Annotated in this window: 16 protein-coding genes; 3 read left to right on the forward strand and 13 right to left on the reverse strand. The window is 65.7% G+C overall.

The features are described 5' to 3' along the window. Positions 1 to 344: 344 nt before the first annotated feature. Complete coding sequence (locus tag BRAO375_RS22115; RefSeq protein WP_009029670.1) at positions 345 to 1,145, forward strand: FkbM family methyltransferase; 801 nt, start codon at positions 345 to 347, stop codon at positions 1,143 to 1,145. 8 nt (positions 1,146 to 1,153) lie between these two features. On the opposite strand, the gene BRAO375_RS22120 is transcribed toward BRAO375_RS22115, so the two are convergent. The 3 genes from BRAO375_RS22120 to BRAO375_RS22130 form a co-directional block, all read right to left on the reverse strand. After that, entirely contained in the window at positions 1,154 to 2,671 is a 1,518-nt protein-coding gene (locus tag BRAO375_RS22120; RefSeq protein WP_009029671.1) for a glycosyltransferase family 39 protein, read from the reverse strand. Further along, a complete protein-coding gene (locus tag BRAO375_RS22125) occupies positions 2,668 to 3,801 on the reverse strand; it encodes a glycosyltransferase (protein ID WP_009029672.1) in 1,134 nt (377 codons plus the stop codon). Before BRAO375_RS22125 ends, BRAO375_RS22120 begins: the two co-directional genes overlap by 4 nt. 357 nt (positions 3,802 to 4,158) lie before the next feature. Beyond that, on the reverse strand, positions 4,159 to 4,359 hold the full coding sequence (locus BRAO375_RS22130) for a hypothetical protein (protein ID WP_009029673.1): 201 nt from the start codon (positions 4,357 to 4,359) through the stop codon (positions 4,159 to 4,161). A 155-nt stretch (positions 4,360 to 4,514) separates the two neighbouring features. Here BRAO375_RS22130 and BRAO375_RS22135 point away from each other — a divergent pair, with 155 nt between their 5' ends. Together BRAO375_RS22135 and BRAO375_RS22140 are read left to right on the forward strand one after the other, a co-directional pair. Continuing rightward, the gene (locus BRAO375_RS22135) at positions 4,515 to 5,339 is read left to right on the forward strand and encodes a DUF72 domain-containing protein (protein ID WP_009029674.1); all 825 of its coding nucleotides are present in this window, start codon (positions 4,515 to 4,517) and stop codon (positions 5,337 to 5,339) included. A gap of 10 nt (positions 5,340 to 5,349) precedes the next feature. After that, positions 5,350 to 5,811, forward strand: a complete 462-nt coding sequence (locus BRAO375_RS22140; RefSeq protein WP_009029675.1) for a DUF488 domain-containing protein — start codon at positions 5,350 to 5,352, stop codon at positions 5,809 to 5,811. 4 nt (positions 5,812 to 5,815) lie between these two features. Here BRAO375_RS22140 and BRAO375_RS22145 read toward each other — a convergent pair whose 3' ends face one another. From BRAO375_RS22145 to BRAO375_RS22190, 10 genes are all read right to left on the reverse strand, one after another. After that, positions 5,816 to 7,501: a tannase/feruloyl esterase family alpha/beta hydrolase gene (locus tag BRAO375_RS22145; RefSeq protein WP_009029676.1), complete on the reverse strand. Its 1,686-nt coding sequence runs from the start codon at positions 7,499 to 7,501 to the stop codon at positions 5,816 to 5,818. A 105-nt stretch (positions 7,502 to 7,606) separates the two neighbouring features. Beyond that, on the reverse strand, positions 7,607 to 8,908 hold the full coding sequence (locus BRAO375_RS22150) for an adenylate/guanylate cyclase domain-containing protein (RefSeq protein ID WP_009029677.1): 1,302 nt from the start codon (positions 8,906 to 8,908) through the stop codon (positions 7,607 to 7,609). Positions 8,909 to 8,947: 39 nt separating this feature from the next. After that, on the reverse strand, positions 8,948 to 10,105 hold the full coding sequence (locus BRAO375_RS22155) for an ABC transporter permease (RefSeq protein WP_009029678.1): 1,158 nt from the start codon (positions 10,103 to 10,105) through the stop codon (positions 8,948 to 8,950). Further along, a complete protein-coding gene (locus tag BRAO375_RS22160; protein ID WP_009029679.1) occupies positions 10,102 to 11,040 on the reverse strand; it encodes an ABC transporter ATP-binding protein in 939 nt (312 codons plus the stop codon). The genes BRAO375_RS22155 and BRAO375_RS22160 overlap by 4 nt, the downstream gene beginning before the upstream one ends. Next, positions 11,037 to 11,825 (reverse strand): HlyD family secretion protein, encoded by a 789-nt coding sequence (locus tag BRAO375_RS22165; RefSeq protein ID WP_009029680.1) that lies wholly within the window; start codon positions 11,823 to 11,825, stop codon positions 11,037 to 11,039. The genes BRAO375_RS22160 and BRAO375_RS22165 overlap by 4 nt, the downstream gene beginning before the upstream one ends. Continuing rightward, a complete protein-coding gene (locus BRAO375_RS22170; RefSeq protein WP_009029681.1) occupies positions 11,822 to 12,505 on the reverse strand; it encodes a TetR/AcrR family transcriptional regulator in 684 nt (227 codons plus the stop codon). The genes BRAO375_RS22165 and BRAO375_RS22170 overlap by 4 nt, the downstream gene beginning before the upstream one ends. A 119-nt stretch (positions 12,506 to 12,624) precedes the next feature. Then, positions 12,625 to 13,905: a family 4 glycosyl hydrolase gene (locus BRAO375_RS22175; RefSeq protein WP_009029682.1), complete on the reverse strand. Its 1,281-nt coding sequence runs from the start codon at positions 13,903 to 13,905 to the stop codon at positions 12,625 to 12,627. Between the two features lie 101 nt (positions 13,906 to 14,006). Further along, entirely contained in the window at positions 14,007 to 15,032 is a 1,026-nt protein-coding gene (gene adhP, locus BRAO375_RS22180) for an alcohol dehydrogenase AdhP (RefSeq protein WP_009029683.1), read from the reverse strand. A gap of 136 nt (positions 15,033 to 15,168) precedes the next feature. Then, on the reverse strand, positions 15,169 to 15,582 hold the full coding sequence (locus BRAO375_RS22185; RefSeq protein ID WP_009029684.1) for a DUF2000 family protein: 414 nt from the start codon (positions 15,580 to 15,582) through the stop codon (positions 15,169 to 15,171). 123 nt (positions 15,583 to 15,705) lie between these two features. Further along, the gene (locus BRAO375_RS22190; RefSeq protein ID WP_035641638.1) at positions 15,706 to 16,110 is read right to left on the reverse strand and encodes a DUF4189 domain-containing protein; all 405 of its coding nucleotides are present in this window, start codon (positions 16,108 to 16,110) and stop codon (positions 15,706 to 15,708) included. Positions 16,111 to 16,297: the final 187 nt, after the last annotated feature.

Genomic DNA, 16,297 nt, shown 5'->3' on the forward strand with positions numbered 1-16,297 from the left:
CTGTCGATGATCTCTTGTTGCGAAGCATTGGCGCTGTAAAGCGCCTGGTTTTCGCTGGTCGAAAGGTCCTGCCCGCGCGCGGCGGAGACGATTTTCGTGATGCCGGTCCAAGTATTGGCCCCGTAAAAGCCGGGTTGATTGCCAGCGGCGACACCGGCGAGGACCGGGCCGGCGGCCGCTCAAGGTCCGGCAGCACCGACAGCCGCATCCTCAGCCCGTCCGTAGCATTCCGGATTTTGCGGCGTTCGGCCGTGAGCGCCAGTATGGTAGCGCACGATTCTCCGCATCACCCCGTCGGCACATCGTACCGCGTCCGCTCCTGCCGAGACACGAGAAGGACTCCCATGCAGATCCCCGACCGGAAGCTGGCCTTCGTTCTGGCCGCGAGCAACCACGGCACGATGATCGTCAATCGGCTCGACTATCGCATGGTCGATGCCAACAGAGGCTACGGCGTCGGCTACCAGATTCTCGACGCCGGCGCGTTCGACCCGGGAGAGGTGCAACTTGCGGTTCGCATGCTCGCCGTGCGCCGCCGGCATCATGGCGATGGTGCCGTCGCGATCGATTGCGGCGCCAATATCGGCGTCCATACGATCGAATGGGCCAAGGCGATGACCGGCTGGGGATCGGTGCTCTCGATCGAGGCGCAGGAGCGGATCTACTACGCGCTCGCCGGCAACATCGCGATCAACAACTGCTTCAACGCGATCGCCATCCATGCCGCGGTATCCTCGGAGCGTGGCGTGCTGAACATCCCGAGCCCGAACTACCTGACCCCGTCGAGCTTCGGCAGCCTGGAGCTGCGCCAGCGTCCCAACACCGAGTTCATCGGCCAGGCCATCGACTATGCCAACGACACCGTCGAGGTGCGCAAGCTGCCGCTGGACGATTTCAACCTGCCGCGCTGCGACCTGATCAAGCTCGACGTCGAGGGCATGGAGATCGAGGCGCTCGAGGGCGCGGCGGCAACGATCGAGCGATGCACGCCGATCATGCTGATCGAGAAGATCAAGACCGACGCCGACCAGCTGCGGCAATGGCTCGATCGCCGCGGCTACAAGATCGTCGATGCCGGCATCAACATGGTCGCGATCCACGCACGAGACAAGTCGCTGGGGGATATCATTCCACAGCAGGCCTGAGCCCGATCTCAGCGCTGCAGCTCCGGCGGCGGGGAACGATCGAGCACCTCGCCTGTGGGCTGGCTGAGCGCGTAGAAGGCGTAAGTCTCGATCGTCAGGGGCCCACGCTTGCGGTCGGCCCCACCGACCTTCTCGACGCGGCCGAACGTGTTGCTGACGTAGAACCGCGTCGCGATCTGCGCCTCGTCCACGAGCAGCTGCGTGCCGGCAAGCTTCGCGGCATCGGGCTCGGGAAAGTTGACCCAGCGTATGCGCTGGATCGGCTGCAGCACGCAGGTCCCCGGCGGCAAATAGAACGACAGCCACGCGGTGGTGCCGTAATCCATCGCCAGCACGCAGGATGCCCCGGCGCGTACGCGGGCTGCCTCGATCGCGGCGGCGAGCGGCCGCCAGCCGACGCCGACGCTGCGCACGGTGGCGTCGCGCTTGTAGCCGGACAGCACTCCGGTGTTGGCCTGCACGATCAACGCGACGAACATCACGATGCCGGCGGGCAGCGCCCAGCGCAGGCAGAAGGCGGCCGTGCGCTGCTCGCGCGGCTTCCAGGCGACGAGATGCGCGGCGGCCGCGGCGGCCACCACGAAGGCCGGATAGATCGGCGCGAACCAGTTGGCCTCGACGCGGGCATGCAGCGAATGCCAGATGAAATAGCTGACGACGACCCAGACCATCGCCTCGATCAGCACGCGCCCCGCCGCGTCCCCGGCGCGGCGCCGCGCCAGCCCGTAGAGGCCCATCACGCCGAGAATGAAGACCAGCGGCGTGGCGAAGGCGAACTGGGTCGGAATGATCTCGGCGATGTAGACCGGCCTGACCTCCTCGACCCTGGCGCGGCCGAGCTGCTTGATGAACGACACCCATTGGTGCTCGGCATTCCACAGGATGACCGGCGAGAAGATCGCGAACGCCACCACACCGCCGAGATAGGGCCAGGGCGACACCAGCCACCGCCGCATCTTTGGCACGGCAACGAGCCAGATCAGGATTGCCGCCCCGAAGAACAGCGAGGTGTACTTCGACAGCAGCGCCGCACCGACCGCCGCGCCAACGGCGAGCCACCAGACGCCCCTGCCCGTCTCCAGCACCTTGGCGCAGAAGAACAGCACGAAGCTGGAGGCGACCAAGAGGGGCGCGTCAGGCGTCACGATCAAGGTACCGACTGCGGCCATCAGCGTGACGTTGAGCAGCAGCGCCGCGGTCACCGCTACGCGCACGCTTCCGAACAGGATCTGCGCGGTGCGATACACCGCATAACTCATGGGCAGGCCGAGCAGGATCGAGACCAGGCGCACGCCGAGCTCGCTGTCGCCGGCGAGCAACGTGCCGAGGCGGATCACGACGGCGACCATCGGCGGATGGTCGTAATAGCCGCCCGCGAGGTGCTTCGACCACATCCAGTAATAGGCTTCGTCGAAGGTGATCGGCGTGACCGCAGCGGCGATCAGCCGGAGCAGGACGAGGCCCGTGATGGTCAGCCAGACGGTGCGGACCAGCCTGGTTTCGTCGGCCTCTGCCGCAGAGGTCATCGCTTGCGCCAGACGAACAATCCGGAGATCGCGTAATTCCAGACCACGCCCATCAGCGCGCCGGCCGCGCCCGCCAGCCACCAGATCGGCTCCTGGTCATAGACCGAGAAGGCGACGCCGACATTGGCGAGCAGGCCGACCGAGCAGACCAGATAGAACGCGAGCAAGCCGCGCAGGATGCCCAAGCCCTTCAGGCGCTGGTCGCGATAGGTGAGGAAGTTGTTGAGGATGAAGTTCGAGGTCATCGCGACGAAGGCGCCGAGCGCCTGGGCTTCCGCGAACGGCAGATCGAACGCCTTGAGACCGACAAAGAGCGTCGCCAGATGCACGACGAGACCGGTACCGCCGACCATGGCGAACAGCAGGAAGCGCAGCGACACGACGTCGTTGGTCATCTTGGCCAGCACGAGGCCGAGGAAGTCGAGCGCGACCATCGAATCGAGCTTGCTCTCGCCATGCAGGCGCGAGCCGAACGTATAGGGCACCTCGACCGTCTTCAGACCGCCCTCGGCGCTGGCGATGATATCGAGCAGGATCTTGAACCCCTGCGTGGAGAGCTTCGGCGCGATCGCCTCGAAGCGGTCGCGGCGGATCATGAAGAAGCCGCTCATGGGGTCGTTGACTTCGACCTTGAGCGCGCGGCGCGCGATCTCGGTGGCGAAGGCGCTCGCCCCTGCCCGCTTGCTGTCGAAGCTCGCCGCGCTGCCGCCCGCGATGTAGCGGCTGCCGACCACCAGCTCGGCGGCGCCGCTCTGCAGCAGAGCCAGCATCTTCGGCAGCTGCGTCTCGTCATGCTGCAGATCGGCATCAATCACGGCCGCATAGGGCGCGCTGGCGGCGAGGATGCCCTCGATGCAGGCGCCGGACAGGCCGCGGCGGCCGATGCGGCGGATGCCGCGGACGCGATTGTCGTTGCGCGACAATTCGCGCACCACCTGCCAGGTGCCGTCGGGCGAGTTGTCGTCGACGAACACGACCTCCCACGGCACATCCTTGAACGCCGCCTCCAGCCGCCGATACAGCGTGGTGACATTGTCGCGCTCGTTGAAGGTCGGCACGACGACCGAAACGATCGGAATATCAGCGGTTTGCGGCGACACTGGCGGGGCCGTTCGGATGGCGTCGGTCATGGTGCGGATGCGTATATCCGCCGCACCCCGCACTGCCAAGCGCGGCGGCCGGCCAGCGGTGCAAAAAGGCCGGCGGGTGGTGCCGGCGTGCACCGGCCAGATGAGGCGGGCCCGAAATGCCAACGACCACAAACAAAGGGTGCGCGTACATCCGGCGCAGCCGCTCTGCCGTGGTCGTCTCGGTGCCGGAGCCATGACAGCTCGACGTCACCGTCCATACTCAGATGGGGTGTGCCGGCCGAAATGCAAGGGCTATCCGTAACAGAAGCCCGGTTGAGCGGAGCGACATCCGGGTTCACCCGGGCTGTTTCGGAGACCCCGGAGATCGCTTCGCTCATCAAGGCTACGCAAACCAGCCTAGTTCGGAACCTCGCGCACGACCGGACCGCGCACGGCCGGCGCCACCGGAACCGTCTGAACCTGGGTCGGGGGGACCTCGACTTTGGCCGGCTGCATCGGACGGGCCATCGGCCCGACGGGAACGTAATAGAACGCTGCCGCAAGCACGGCCGCCGCGACGATCGCGCCCAGCAATCCGCCGACCGATTCCGCTCTCATTGCCACATCTCCCCTTCCCGGCCCGCGCTCTGGATACACGAGGTGCGACACGGCTGGAAGAGCGGCAGCGCAACACCGCCGAAACTGGCCAGAACTGCCGCAGTTGACTACTGTCCCGACTGCGATACCCCTCCTCGTCAGCAACGGAACCTCCAGTGAGCAAAGCTCCTGCACGCGCCTCGCAATCCAAGAGCCAGATCTACATCGGCATCGGCGGCTGGACCTTCGCGCCGTGGCGCGGGGTCTTCTATCCGGACAAGCTGCCGCAAGCGAAGGAGCTGGAATACGCCGCCTCCAAGCTCACCTCGATCGAGATCAACGGCACCTATTACGGCTCGCAGAAGCCTGAGAGCTTTCGCAAATGGGCGCGCGAGGTGCCCGACGGCTTCATCTTCTCGCTGAAGGGTCCGCGCTTCGCGACCAACCGCAAGGTGCTGGCCGAGGCCGGCGACTCGGTGAAGCGCTTCTACGACACCGGCGTGCTCGAGCTCGGCGACCGTCTCGGTCCGGTGCTGTGGCAGTTCGCGCCGACCAAGAAATTCGACGAGCCCGATTTCGGCAAGTTTCTCGAACTGCTGCCGCGCGAGATCGACGGCCGCAAGCTGCGCCACGTGGTCGAAGTCAGGCACGACAGTTTCTGCGTGCCGGCCTTCGTCGCGCTGCTGCGCGAGTTTGCGACGCCCGTGGTGTACGCAGAGCACGGCAAGTATCCGGCGATCGCCGATGTCGCCGGCGACTTCGTCTATGCTCGGCTGCAAAAGGGCAATGACGAGCTGAAGACCTGCTATCCGCCGAAGCAGCTCGATGCCTGGGCCAAGCGCTTGCAGCTATGGGCGAGCGGCAGCGAACCGGAGGATCTGCCGCGGGTTGACGACAAGCCGGCAAAGAAGACTCCGCGCGACGTGTTCGCCTATGTCATCCACGAGGGCAAGGTGCGCGCGCCGGCCGGCGCCATGGAACTGATCGAGCGGGTGAGCTGAGGACGGCAGCATGGCCAAGGCGAAGACGCTGTTCACCATCGGCTATGAGCACACACCGGCCAAGGCGGTGCTCGACGAGCTGCAATCGGCCGGCGTCAAGCTGCTGGTCGATGTCCGCGCCGTGGCGGCGTCGCGCCGACCTGGCTTCTCGAAGAGCCAGCTCGCCGCCGGTCTCGATGAGCGCGGCATCGCCTATGTCCATCTGCGCGGGCTCGGCACGCCGAAGGAGGGCCGCGAGGCGGCCCGCAGCGGCCACTACGACACTCTGCACAAGATCTACAGCGCGCATCTGAAGACGCCGCAGGCCAAGGAGCAGATGGACGAGCTTGCGTCGCTGGTGAAGAGCGCGGGTCCCGTCTGCCTGCTGTGCTACGAGCGCGACCACGCCCATTGCCACCGGCAATGGATCGCGGAGATCATCGAGGAGCGCGACAAGGTTCGGGTCGAGAACCTGGTCGCGCCTCAGGTCTAGCGGGTCACTCCGCGGCGCAGGTGAAGGAGGAGGCTTGCTCCACGTCGCCGCCGACATATTTGGCGAATTTCGGCCATGGGCACAGTGGGCGCGTCCGCTGCGGGCTCCAGCTCGCGGGAAGCTCCTTGTTGGCGGCATTGGCGCTGGCCGTGATCGCCTCCGGCGCCTTGCCCTTCTCGACCCAGTCGATCAGCGCGCCGAGCGCGTCGAACTTCTCCAGCGTGACGCCACCGCCGCAATGCGTCTCGCCGGGAAGCGCGAACAGGCGGGCGAAGCCATCGGCCTTGCCCTGCACATTGCCGTTGAGCTTCTCGTACCAGCGGATGGTGTCATTGACCGAGAACACCGGATCGGCCTGACCGTGATAGATCAGCATCTTGCGCGCGCCGTTCTGGAACGCCGGCAAGGTCGGATTGTCGACCGCGGGCGGCGTCATGAAGTCCATCGCGGACTCGGTGAACGGGCCCTCCTTGGCATAGATCTTCGGCGCGTCCTTGTCGAAATCGTAAGCCTGCAGCTTCTCGACCAGCTTGTCGGGCGAGCCCTCGATTTCGACCGGCGGCGTCGAGAAGATGTAGTTCAGCGAGGCGCCGCCCATGGTGGCGATGATCGGAAGGTTGTTCCACGGCGCCACCGGACTCTCGACCTTCCAGGCGCGCCAGTTGCCGGTGCCGACGCCGCCGTCCGCCGGCCAGTCGGAATAAAGCGCCTCCCCCTTCGAATTGCGTGGGCCGGCGAAGATCGTCTTGAGCGCGTCGACCTTGGCAGACGGCAGGCAGGCCTCGGTTGCCCCCGCTGCGCAGCGCAGGCTGTCGAAGCTGAACGCCTTCTGGCAGGCCTTGAGGTTCGCGGTCAGTCCGTCCTTGGCGCCATCGAGCCCGTCGCAGAGCTCGATGATCTTGGACGAGATCAGCTTGGCGTCCTCGCGCGTGATCGATTTGCGAATATCGGCGTCGGCCTTGGTCAGCGCCTGCACGTCCCATGCGTGCTGCACGGCGGCGCGCGGCAGGTTGAAACCGGGATTGCCGACCAGGAAGCCGTCATACTGCTCGGGCATGCGCTCGGCCGCGACCATGGTGTGGCGGCCGCCGTTGGAACAGCCCGCGATGTACGAGTAGTCCGGCTTCTTGCCGTAATGCGCTGCAATGATCGCCTTGGCGATGGGCGCGAGCGTGATGTCAGCCGAGTAGCCGTAGTCGCGCCGCGCCTGCGGGTCGAGGCCGAAGGCAGAGCCGGCGGCCAGGCCGCGCGGCTTGTTGGCGGGGTCATTGCCGGAATGGCCGCTGTCCGACGACAGCACCGCAAAGCCGCGGGCGAGCGGCGTGACGCCGCCGCTGACCAGACCGTCGGCCTTGTCGCCGAGCGCGGGCACCACCACGCCGTCATTGCCGCCGTTGACCTGGTGCAGGAAACGGCCATTCCAGGTCTCAGGCAAACGGATCTCGAACTGGATCGCATAGGCATGACCGTCGACGCCGGTGCGCTCATTGACCTTGCCGGAGACGATGCAGTGCCGCGGCAGTCCGTCGGCGGCCTCCTGCAGCTTCGATCCGGTCAGGGTCAGCCCCGCAACCTTCAGCGCCTCTGCCGTGACCTTGCTGCAGGCCGCGTCCTCGGCCCGCGCAGATCCCATCGCGGCCGCGCAGGCGAGGCTCACGCCGGCCAAAAGCGACGTCCCGGTTCGGGTCATGCATGTCCTCCTGATGCCCTGTTCTTTGGCGCGCAGTTAAACGTGGAGATCGTGCAATGTAAATCGCCGACATCGCGCAGCCTGCAGCAGCGTGAACGTTCGGTTCTATTGCAGCTGCCAGACCTCGAACGACCGGTCGTAACCACGCACCGATACCTCGCCATGGAAGACCGCATCGTCCGCTTGATCGCCGGCCGCCTGCCGTACCTCCGTCGAGATCAGCAGTTGCGAATGGAACTCTTTGTTCAAGGCCTCCAGCCGCGAGGCGAAGTTCACGGTATCGCCGATGACCGTGTACTCCTTGCGCCGCGGCGAGCCGATGCTGCCGGCCACGACCTCGCCGAGATGGATGCCGATGCCGATCCGCAGCGGCCAGGACGATCCGGCATTGTCGCGCTGCATCGCCGCGACCATTTCGCGCGCCGCCGCCACCGCCTGCGCCGCCGCATCGTGCGACTCGAACGGCGCGCCGAACAGCGCCAGGAAGCCGTCGCCAAGAAACTTGTTCACGATGCCGCCGTGACGTTCGAGAATCTCGACCAGCACGGCAAAGGCGCCGTCGAGCCGGTCGACGACCTCCTGCGGCGATTTCGATCGCGCCGCCGCGGTGAAGCCGCGGAAGTCGACGAACATCACCGCGACCTGCCGGATATCGCGCGCCTCGGCCGTGCCCTCCTTCATCAACCGCTCGACCACCTGCGGCGAGACATGCTGGCCGAACAGATCGGTGACGCGGTCCCGCGCCGAGGCCGCCTCGATGCTCGCGGCGAACTGTCGTCGCAACTGGACGCTGACGGCACCCGCGAGCAACCCGCACAGCAGGATGATGAAGCTGCGCTCGCCGTGATAGTAGATCTCGGGATGCTGGCTCACGTCGACGGACGGCCTGTCGATCAGCGCCACCGCCAACAATTCCGCTGCGGCAACGAGTCCGGTGAAGGTCGACAGCCAGAAGTCCAAACGCAGCGTCGAGAGGATGACGAAGATGAAATAGACCAGCGGCGCGCCGAAGCCGAGCGCCCTATCGCGGCCGATACCTTCGATCTGCAGCACCAGCACGAGCGTGGGCATCGAGGTCTCGACCAGAGCGCTGAGGTAGCGCAAGAGAGTCGGGGCATCGCGGCCGAGCCGAATGTTGCCTTTGATCCTGAACAGGACCAGGAGCTCGAAGGCAATGAAAGAGCCAATGATCGCGTAGACGTAGAGCACCCCGACCCGACTGGGCCAGATCCACTCCGAGATCCGCGGCTCGAAGATCTCGACGAATATCGAGATGACAAGAAAAAGTCCCGCGGTGGCGATCAGCGCCTTCACACGCAGCAGCTCGGTGTTCAGCGTCTGGCGCATCAGCGCCTTGTTGAACTCCGCCGCCGCACCACTCACCTTGCCTGCCCCCGCGATCCGCATCCTGCCCCAGCCGGTTCTCCGCCCGGCCGCCATTCTGCCTCAATCGAGGGTGCGGCGGAAGCGAAAGACGGCGACGGTCATGGCAAACAGCATGAGGCCGCACAGGGCGATCGTATCGTGTTGCAGGTTCGGCAGAGTCGAACCCTTGAGCATGATGGCGCGGACGATCCGCAGGTAATGTGTCAGCGGCAGGCATTCGCCGAGCAGCTGAGCCCATTGCGGCATGCCCAAAAACGGGAACATGAATCCGGACAGCAGGATGCTGGGCAGGAAGAACATCATCGACAGCTGCATCGCTTGCAGCTGATTCTGCGCCAGGGTGGAGAACGTGTAGCCGATCGAGAGATTGGTGGCGATGAACAGCGTCGACAGCAGCGCGAGCAGCAGCAGGCTGCCCATCACCGGCACGCCGAACAGCAGCACTCCGATGCCGATGATGATCGTGGCCTGCAGGAAGCCGACCAGCACGTAGGGGATGATCTTGCCGAGCATCACCTCGACCGGCTTGATCGGCATCGACAGCAGGCTCTCCATCGTGCCGCGCTCGATCTCGCGCGTCACCGACAGCGCGGTGAAGATCAGCATGGTCATGGTCAGGATGGTGCCGACCAGGCCCGGCACGATGTTGAGCCGCGACGAGGCCGCCGGATTGTAGCGCGCATGCGCCCTGATCTCGAACGGCGGCGAGCCTGGATCGCCGGTGTAGAGATCATGCGCGAGCGCCGTCTGGACGATCATGCCGAGCGAGGACAGCGCAGACGATGCGGCGACCGGATCGGTGGCGTCAGCGGCCACCAGCAGCGCCGGGCGGTCGCCGCGGCGGACCGCCCGCTCGAAGCCGCGCGGGATCTCGACCCCGAACAGCACCTTGCCGGACAGCAGCAGATCGTCGAACTCGGCGACGCTGCTGACCTCGCGGGTGAAGCGGAAATAGGCCGTGTTTTCCATCGCCTTGAGGATCGAGCGGCCGAGGTCGCTGTCCTCCTGCAGCAGCACCGCCGCCGGCAGGTGGTGCGGCGTGGTGTTGATGGCGTAGCCGAACAGCATCAGCTGCATCACCGGGATCATCACGATCATCGCGAACGAGACACGATCGCGCCTGAGCTGGATGAACTCCTTGACCAGCATCGCATAGGTGCGGCGCCAGAAGCCGAAGCGCGACTCGCCGGAGGGGGGATGAAGGGCTGCGCCGCTCATTGGAAATTGTCCCGTGAGCGGTTCATCAGGTCGATGAAGACATCCTCGAGCGACGGCGCGGCGGGCTGCCACTGCAGACCAGGCTTGTCGCGCCATGGCGCGATCGCAGCATCCAGCGCGTCGCGGTCGCGGCCGGAGACATGCAGGCTGGTGCCGAACGGCGCGACCATGTCGACGCCGGGCTTGCCGGCGAGATCGGCCGCGAGCCCGCGCAGATCGTCGCCACTCACGGTGTAGGTGGTGAGCTTGGATTGCGCGATCACCTCCGACACGGTGCCGTGGGCAAGCAGATGCCCGTAGGCGATATAGGCGATCTCGTGACAGCGCTCGGCCTCGTCCATGTAGTGGGTCGAGACCAGCACGGTCAGCCCTTCGCCGGCGAGCGCGTGGATCTCGTTCCAGAAGTCGCGCCGCGCCTTCGGATCAACGCCCGCGGTCGGCTCGTCGAGCAGCAGCAATTGCGGGTTCGGCAATGTACAGGCGCCGAGCGCGAGCCGCTGCTTCCAGCCGCCGGACAATTCGCCAGCGAGCTGGCGCTCGCGCCCGGACAAGCCGAGCCGCTGCGCCATGTCGCGCGCGGCCTGAGGCGGATTCGGCATGCCGTAGAGCCGCGCCACGAATTCGAGGTTCTCGCGCACCGACAGATCCTGATACAGGCTGAAACGCTGCGTCATGTAGCCGACGCGGCGCTTGATCTTGTCGGCCTCGCGCCGGATGTCGAAGCCGAGACAGGTCCCCTCGCCGTCATCGGGCGTCAGCAGGCCGCACAGCATGCGGATCGTCGTGGTCTTGCCCGAGCCGTTCGGACCGAGAAAGCCGTAGATCGAGCCACGCCGGACCTGCATCGACAGATCATGCACGACCTCGCGGCCGCCAAACGACTTGCTCAGCCCCTTGACGTCGATCGCGATCTCGGCTGGTCCCGCACCGGTCATCGCCCGTCCGCCACCGGTGTCTTCGGTTGTGTCTTGGGTTGCGGATAGATGCTGACGGGCTGGCCGACGCGCAGCGCATCCGGCCGCGACGGCCGCGCCTGGATCAGATAGACCAGCTTGTTGCGCTCATCGAGGCTATAGATGACGGGCGGCGTGTACTCCGCCGTGGTCGCGAGGAAATAGACCCGCGCGGTGAGATCGGCGGCGCAATTGTCGCAGGTGACGCGGACCTCGTCGCCGATGGCGAATTTCGGCAGGTCCGTCTCCGACACGTAGAAGCGCAGCTTCATGTTGCCTGGCGGCATGATCGACAGCACCGGCCGTTGCGCCGCGACCATCTCGCCCTCACGGAAATAGATCTGCTGGATGGTGCCTGCGACCGGGGCGACGCCCTTGCGACGCGCCAGCCGCGTCTGCGAGGTCACGACATGGGCCTTTGCGACGCGCAGGGCCGAGACGGCCGCATCGAGCGTCGCCTGGGTCCCCGCCCCGGTCTTGCTCAGGGCGGCCGCACGATCATAGCTCTGCTGCGCGTTGGCGAGCGTCGCCTCGGTCTGGTTGAGATCCGCCTGCTGCAGATCGTCGTCGACCGCATAGAGGGGATCGCCGATCTTGACCTCGTCGCCTTCGTGGACGTTCAGCTTGGTGACTCGACCGGCCTCGTCCGGACTGACGAAGATCATGTCGGCCTCGACCCAGCCCTGATAGCCGGGATCGCGCGTCTCCTTGCAGCCGTTGAAGCTGAAGGCCGTGACCAGCACGGCAAGGCAGTGCAGCAGGCTCATGTCGGCCTCCTCGCGCCAAAGATCAGATCGAGATGCGTCTGCAGCATCGCCTCGGCATCGAGCGGCGCATGGCGCTCGAACAGGCTCTTCCAGATCACGGCCACCATCATCGGCGCGATCATCAGCTGCGGATGCTGCACGAGCTTGGGCTCGCGGATCTCGCCGCGCGTGACCGCCAATTGGATCAGCGCCCGCATCGCCGCGAGACCGCGGGAGACGACCTCGCGATAGTAAAAATCGGCAATGGCCGGAAAGCGCGGCCCTTCGGCGATGATGAGGCGGACGAGATCGGCCCGCCGCGTGCCGGCGATCTCCTGCAGGAACATACGCGCCAGGCTCTCGACCATGTCGCGCACCGAGCCGCCCAGCGGCGGCGGAACGGCGAGACGACCGACGAACGGCACGATCGCAGTCCGGATCAACTCCTCGAACATCGATTCCTTGTCCTTGAAGTGCAGATAGATCGTTCCCTTGGCGACGCCTGCGCGCTTGGCGATGTCGTCGAGCCGGGTCGCTGCGAAGCCGCGAGCGATGAACTCGTCCATCGCCGCCTGCACGATGGCGGCGCGGCGCTCGGCGGCACGATCGGCGCGGCGGGAGACCGCGCCCGTCCCTGCGCCGTCCGCGACGGCGCTCGCAACATCTCCGCCCCGGCGAGCGGTCTTCAAAGACTTCGACATGTTTCATTTATGACTGACTAGTCAGTCATTGTAAAGCGCCTTTCACTTTTGGTCGACGGAATCGCCGGGAGTACCGCGCAGGCCCGTGCGCTGCGGATCTGCTGCCCTTGCTGGGTCAATCAGGCGCATGGCCTGATGTAGGGCCGGTTCACCTCCCAGAGTTCGTCCAGGATCTGACGAGCCGCCGTGGCCGAGTTGACGACCGGGTCGATCAGCAGCGCCTGCAGCGCAACCTCCTTGGAGGCGGTCATCGCCGCCTGCACGGACAACTGCTGCACCTGAACCTGGATTGCCATCAGCTTGGCGACGGCGTCCGGCAGCGGGCCCAGCGAGATCGGATGAATGCCGCAGCGATCCGCGACGACCGGCACCTCGACGGCCGCCTCCGCCGGGAGATTGGGAACGACGCCGCGATTGAGCACGACGCCGGATTCGATGGCCTGCTTGCGATCGTGCAGCACCGCTCCGATCACGGTCACCGCGCGTTCGCCGGACGGGGACCGCCACCAGCCCGGCATCTCAGCCCGACCCGACAGCACGTCGTCGATCAGGTGGATCAGCTTGGCCCGCTCGGCCTCGTCCCAGGAGAAATTGTAACCGCCCTCGCCCGCCTCCCAGCCGTACGCCAAGTACTCGCCGACATGGCCATCGCCACAGCCAAGCCAGAAGCCGAAGTCGCGCAGCAGCGTCCGGGTCAGCGGCGCGACCTTGGGGTCATGGGCGCGCTCCCGCTCCCGCAGCATCGGATAGAGATCGGCGCCGCTCTCACCGTCACGGATCTGCAGCAGGCACTGAAAGTGATTGAGGCCAGCGCCCCACACCTCGACGCGCTCCTCAGGCAGGCCGAGGATCGCGGCCACCTGGCTGCGCGCGATGAAGATGCCATGGCACAAGCCGATATGCGCAAGGCGACTGTGGAGCCCGAGCGCGAGGATGATGCGGCTCTCCGGATTGGAGAAGTTGATGAACAGCGCGTCGGGACAGCGCCGCTCCATCTCGCGAACGAAGTCGAACACCACGGGCAAGGTGCGAAGCGTGAAGAACAGAGCGCCCGGTCCGCCATTCTCACCCAACGTATGGCGGATGCCGAGTTTGCGCGGCACCTCGAAATCGAGCTTCCACAGCCGGTTGCGGTCGATCGCAGTGGAGTGAATCACAAAGCCGGCGCCGTCGAGGGCGGCGCGCCAATCCGTCGTCGTTTCGATCTGGAGCCCCGCACCGGAGGACTCGTTCAGCAGTCGGGCCAGGCGTTCCGACCGCGCCAGCCGCGCCGGATCCCGGCCGACCAGCACCAGCGTCGAGCCCGCAAGATCATGCGTCGAGAACAGGTCCCGAAAGACGCTGAGGCCAAACGATGCGCTGCTCGCACCGAGGAAGACCATCTTGGTGACGGCGGTCATCCGACATTTGTGGCAGGACGCCACGCCGTCATCCTGATCCAAATCAAGATCGCCGCCACGGTGGGACGCGACGGCGATCTCAGTGCCGAACCATCAGACCGTCAGGTGAAATCCAGCACCACGCGGCCGTCGATCTTGCCGGCCTTCATCCGATCAAAGATCGTGTTGATCTCCGACAGCGGCGCCGTGGTGACCTCGGCTTTCACCTTGCCTTCGGCAGCAAAGGCGATGGCTTCGTCGAGATCGCGCCGTGTGCCGACGATCGAGCCACGCACGGTGATGCGCTTGAGCACGACGTCGAAAATCGGCGTCGGGAATTCGCCGGGCGGCAGGCCGACGAGGCTGACGGTGCCCTTGCGGCGGACCATGTGCAGAGCCTGTGCAAAGGCTGGCGTCGACACCGCGGTCACCAGCACGCCATGCGCCCCTCCGCCGGTGATCTGGATGACGCGCTCGACAGCATCCTTGTCGAACGCGTTTACCGCGTGCTCCGCACCCGCCTCCAGCGCCAGCTTGAGCTTGTCCTCGGCGATGTCGAGACCGATCGCCTTCAGGCCCATCGCCTTCGCATATTGGATCGCGACGTGGCCGAGGCCGCCGACGCCTGAGATCACCACCCATTCGCCGGGACGCGTATCGGTTTCCTTGAGGCCCTTGTACGTCGTGACGCCGGCGCAGAGGATCGGCGCGACCCTTGCGAAGTCCACGTTCGCGGGCAGCCGCGCCGCGAAGGCAGCCGACGCGATCACGTATTCGGCAAAGCCGCCGTTCACGCTGTAGCCGGTGTTGTGCTGATGCTCGCACAACGTTTCCCAGCCCGTTTCGCAATATTCGCAGCGCAGGCAGGCGTCGTGCAGCCACGCCACCCCGACGGCATCGCCGACCTTGAAGTCGGTGACGCCAGGGCCGAGCGCGGCGACCACGCCGGCCGCTTCGTGGCCTGGAATGAACGGTGGTGTCGGCTTCACGGGCCAATCGCCCGAGGCGGCATGAAGGTCCGTGTGGCAGACGCCGCACGCCTTCAGCTTGACGAGAAGCTCGCCCGGCCCTGGCACCGGGACCGGCACGTCCTCGATGACGAGCGGCTTGCCGAAGGCTTTGACGACGGCGGCTTTCATGGTCTGCATATGTCTGCTCCTCATGTTGAGGCGCAAGCTAACGACCCCGAACTATCCCGGTCTTGATCGGCATCAAACCCTCCTGCCGCTTTGATGCGCAGCGTGTAACGGTTTCATGACACATCAACGATCGCGCTGCGCGATCTCATGGATGAAACTTCAAGCCATCGACGATCTTGTCCACCACCTTGCGCTCGGCACGCAAAGCCAGCCCCACCAGGTTGAGATCCGCACGCGCGACCGACTTCACCGCCGCACGATTGGCCTCGTCATGCGTGGTCTTGAACATGTCCTCGGTGTAGAGCGCCGGCTTGACGTTGCGCGTCAGCGCGCGATCCAAGGCGCGCGCCAGCGCTGCGTTGTCCGGTGCAGCGTAGATCAGGATCGGTTGTCCGATCAGCGCGTGATAGCAGGTTGCCGAGCCATCCTCATAGGGCGCGCCGATGCATTCGGGAAACGCGGCAGCGATGCCGCTGGCGAGGAATGCCGCCACGTTGAGCTTCTGCCAGGCTTCGAGATCGTTGCGGATGATCAGCGCGATCTTGGTGTCGAATTGCATGTCACTTCCAATGCCATGTATGCGGACGCCCAGAATAGCCGAGCCATTCCGGGCGTGAAGCGGTGATTGAAAGTCGGACGTGTGCGGGAACCTGGCGGTGCGTCGTCTCAGATCATTGGCCGATCAGCCCTTGGCGTCGCAGACCCAGGCGCGAATGACGCATTCCTTGCCGCCGTATTTGTAGCATTCGCGCGTCGCCTCGTTGAGGGAAGCCGAGATCTTGGGCCGCACGGCGTAGCCATGCGGGCCGCAGGGATTGGTGAGGTCGACCGCGAATGCGGCACAGGCCTTCTTCATCGTGACCGCTGTGCATTCGCCCTTGCATTGCTTGAGAGCGGCGGCCTTGGCGAGGTGCTCGGCCGGATAGTCGAACGCCTGGCCATAGGCGGCGCACTGCCCGATGGCGAAGGCGCCGGCGGCATGGGCCGGGCTGATGGCGCCCGTGGTCGCGACGCGCGCGGCACCGACGAGCACGGTCAATCCAAAGGCAAACAGCGCGAAACGTCGCGCGGCGGTCGAGACAATCACCGTTTCCTCCCCCGAGGCCCAATACGGCAAATCTAGCCGGGGGTCGTTGAAAGTTGGTGAATGAGAGGTTGAGAGGAACGAGATCGTAGCGATCGTAGCCAGCATGAGCGCAAGCGACATGCGGGTTCTCACGCGCTGTGTCGGTGAAGCCGCATATCGCTACGCTCATACGGGCTACGCGACTACA

Source organism: Bradyrhizobium sp. ORS 375 (assembly GCF_000239775.1).
Taxonomy (GTDB): Bacteria; Pseudomonadota; Alphaproteobacteria; order Rhizobiales; family Xanthobacteraceae; genus Bradyrhizobium.

Bases quoted from the DNA above. Each gene is read 5' to 3' on its own strand.
- BRAO375_RS22115 (WP_009029670.1), top strand. From the start codon at position 345: ATGCAGATCCCCGACCGGAAGCTGGCCTTCGTTCTGGCCGCGAGCAAC.
- BRAO375_RS22120 (WP_009029671.1), bottom strand. From the start codon at position 2,671: ATGACCTCTGCGGCAGAGGCCGACGAAACCAGGCTGGTCCGCACCGTC.
- BRAO375_RS22125 (WP_009029672.1), bottom strand. From the start codon at position 3,801: ATGACCGACGCCATCCGAACGGCCCCGCCAGTGTCGCCGCAAACCGCT.
- BRAO375_RS22130 (WP_009029673.1), bottom strand. From the start codon at position 4,359: ATGAGAGCGGAATCGGTCGGCGGATTGCTGGGCGCGATCGTCGCGGCG.
- BRAO375_RS22140 (WP_009029675.1), top strand. From the start codon at position 5,350: ATGGCCAAGGCGAAGACGCTGTTCACCATCGGCTATGAGCACACACCG.
- BRAO375_RS22145 (WP_009029676.1), bottom strand. From the start codon at position 7,501: ATGACCCGAACCGGGACGTCGCTTTTGGCCGGCGTGAGCCTCGCCTGC.
- BRAO375_RS22150 (WP_009029677.1), bottom strand. From the start codon at position 8,908: ATGCGGATCGCGGGGGCAGGCAAGGTGAGTGGTGCGGCGGCGGAGTTC.
- BRAO375_RS22155 (WP_009029678.1), bottom strand. From the start codon at position 10,105: ATGAGCGGCGCAGCCCTTCATCCCCCCTCCGGCGAGTCGCGCTTCGGC.
- BRAO375_RS22160 (WP_009029679.1), bottom strand. From the start codon at position 11,040: ATGACCGGTGCGGGACCAGCCGAGATCGCGATCGACGTCAAGGGGCTG.
- BRAO375_RS22165 (WP_009029680.1), bottom strand. From the start codon at position 11,825: ATGAGCCTGCTGCACTGCCTTGCCGTGCTGGTCACGGCCTTCAGCTTC.
- BRAO375_RS22170 (WP_009029681.1), bottom strand. From the start codon at position 12,505: ATGTCGAAGTCTTTGAAGACCGCTCGCCGGGGCGGAGATGTTGCGAGC.
- BRAO375_RS22175 (WP_009029682.1), bottom strand. From the start codon at position 13,905: ATGACCGCCGTCACCAAGATGGTCTTCCTCGGTGCGAGCAGCGCATCG.
- adhP (WP_009029683.1), bottom strand. From the start codon at position 15,032: ATGCAGACCATGAAAGCCGCCGTCGTCAAAGCCTTCGGCAAGCCGCTC.
- BRAO375_RS22185 (WP_009029684.1), bottom strand. From the start codon at position 15,582: ATGCAATTCGACACCAAGATCGCGCTGATCATCCGCAACGATCTCGAA.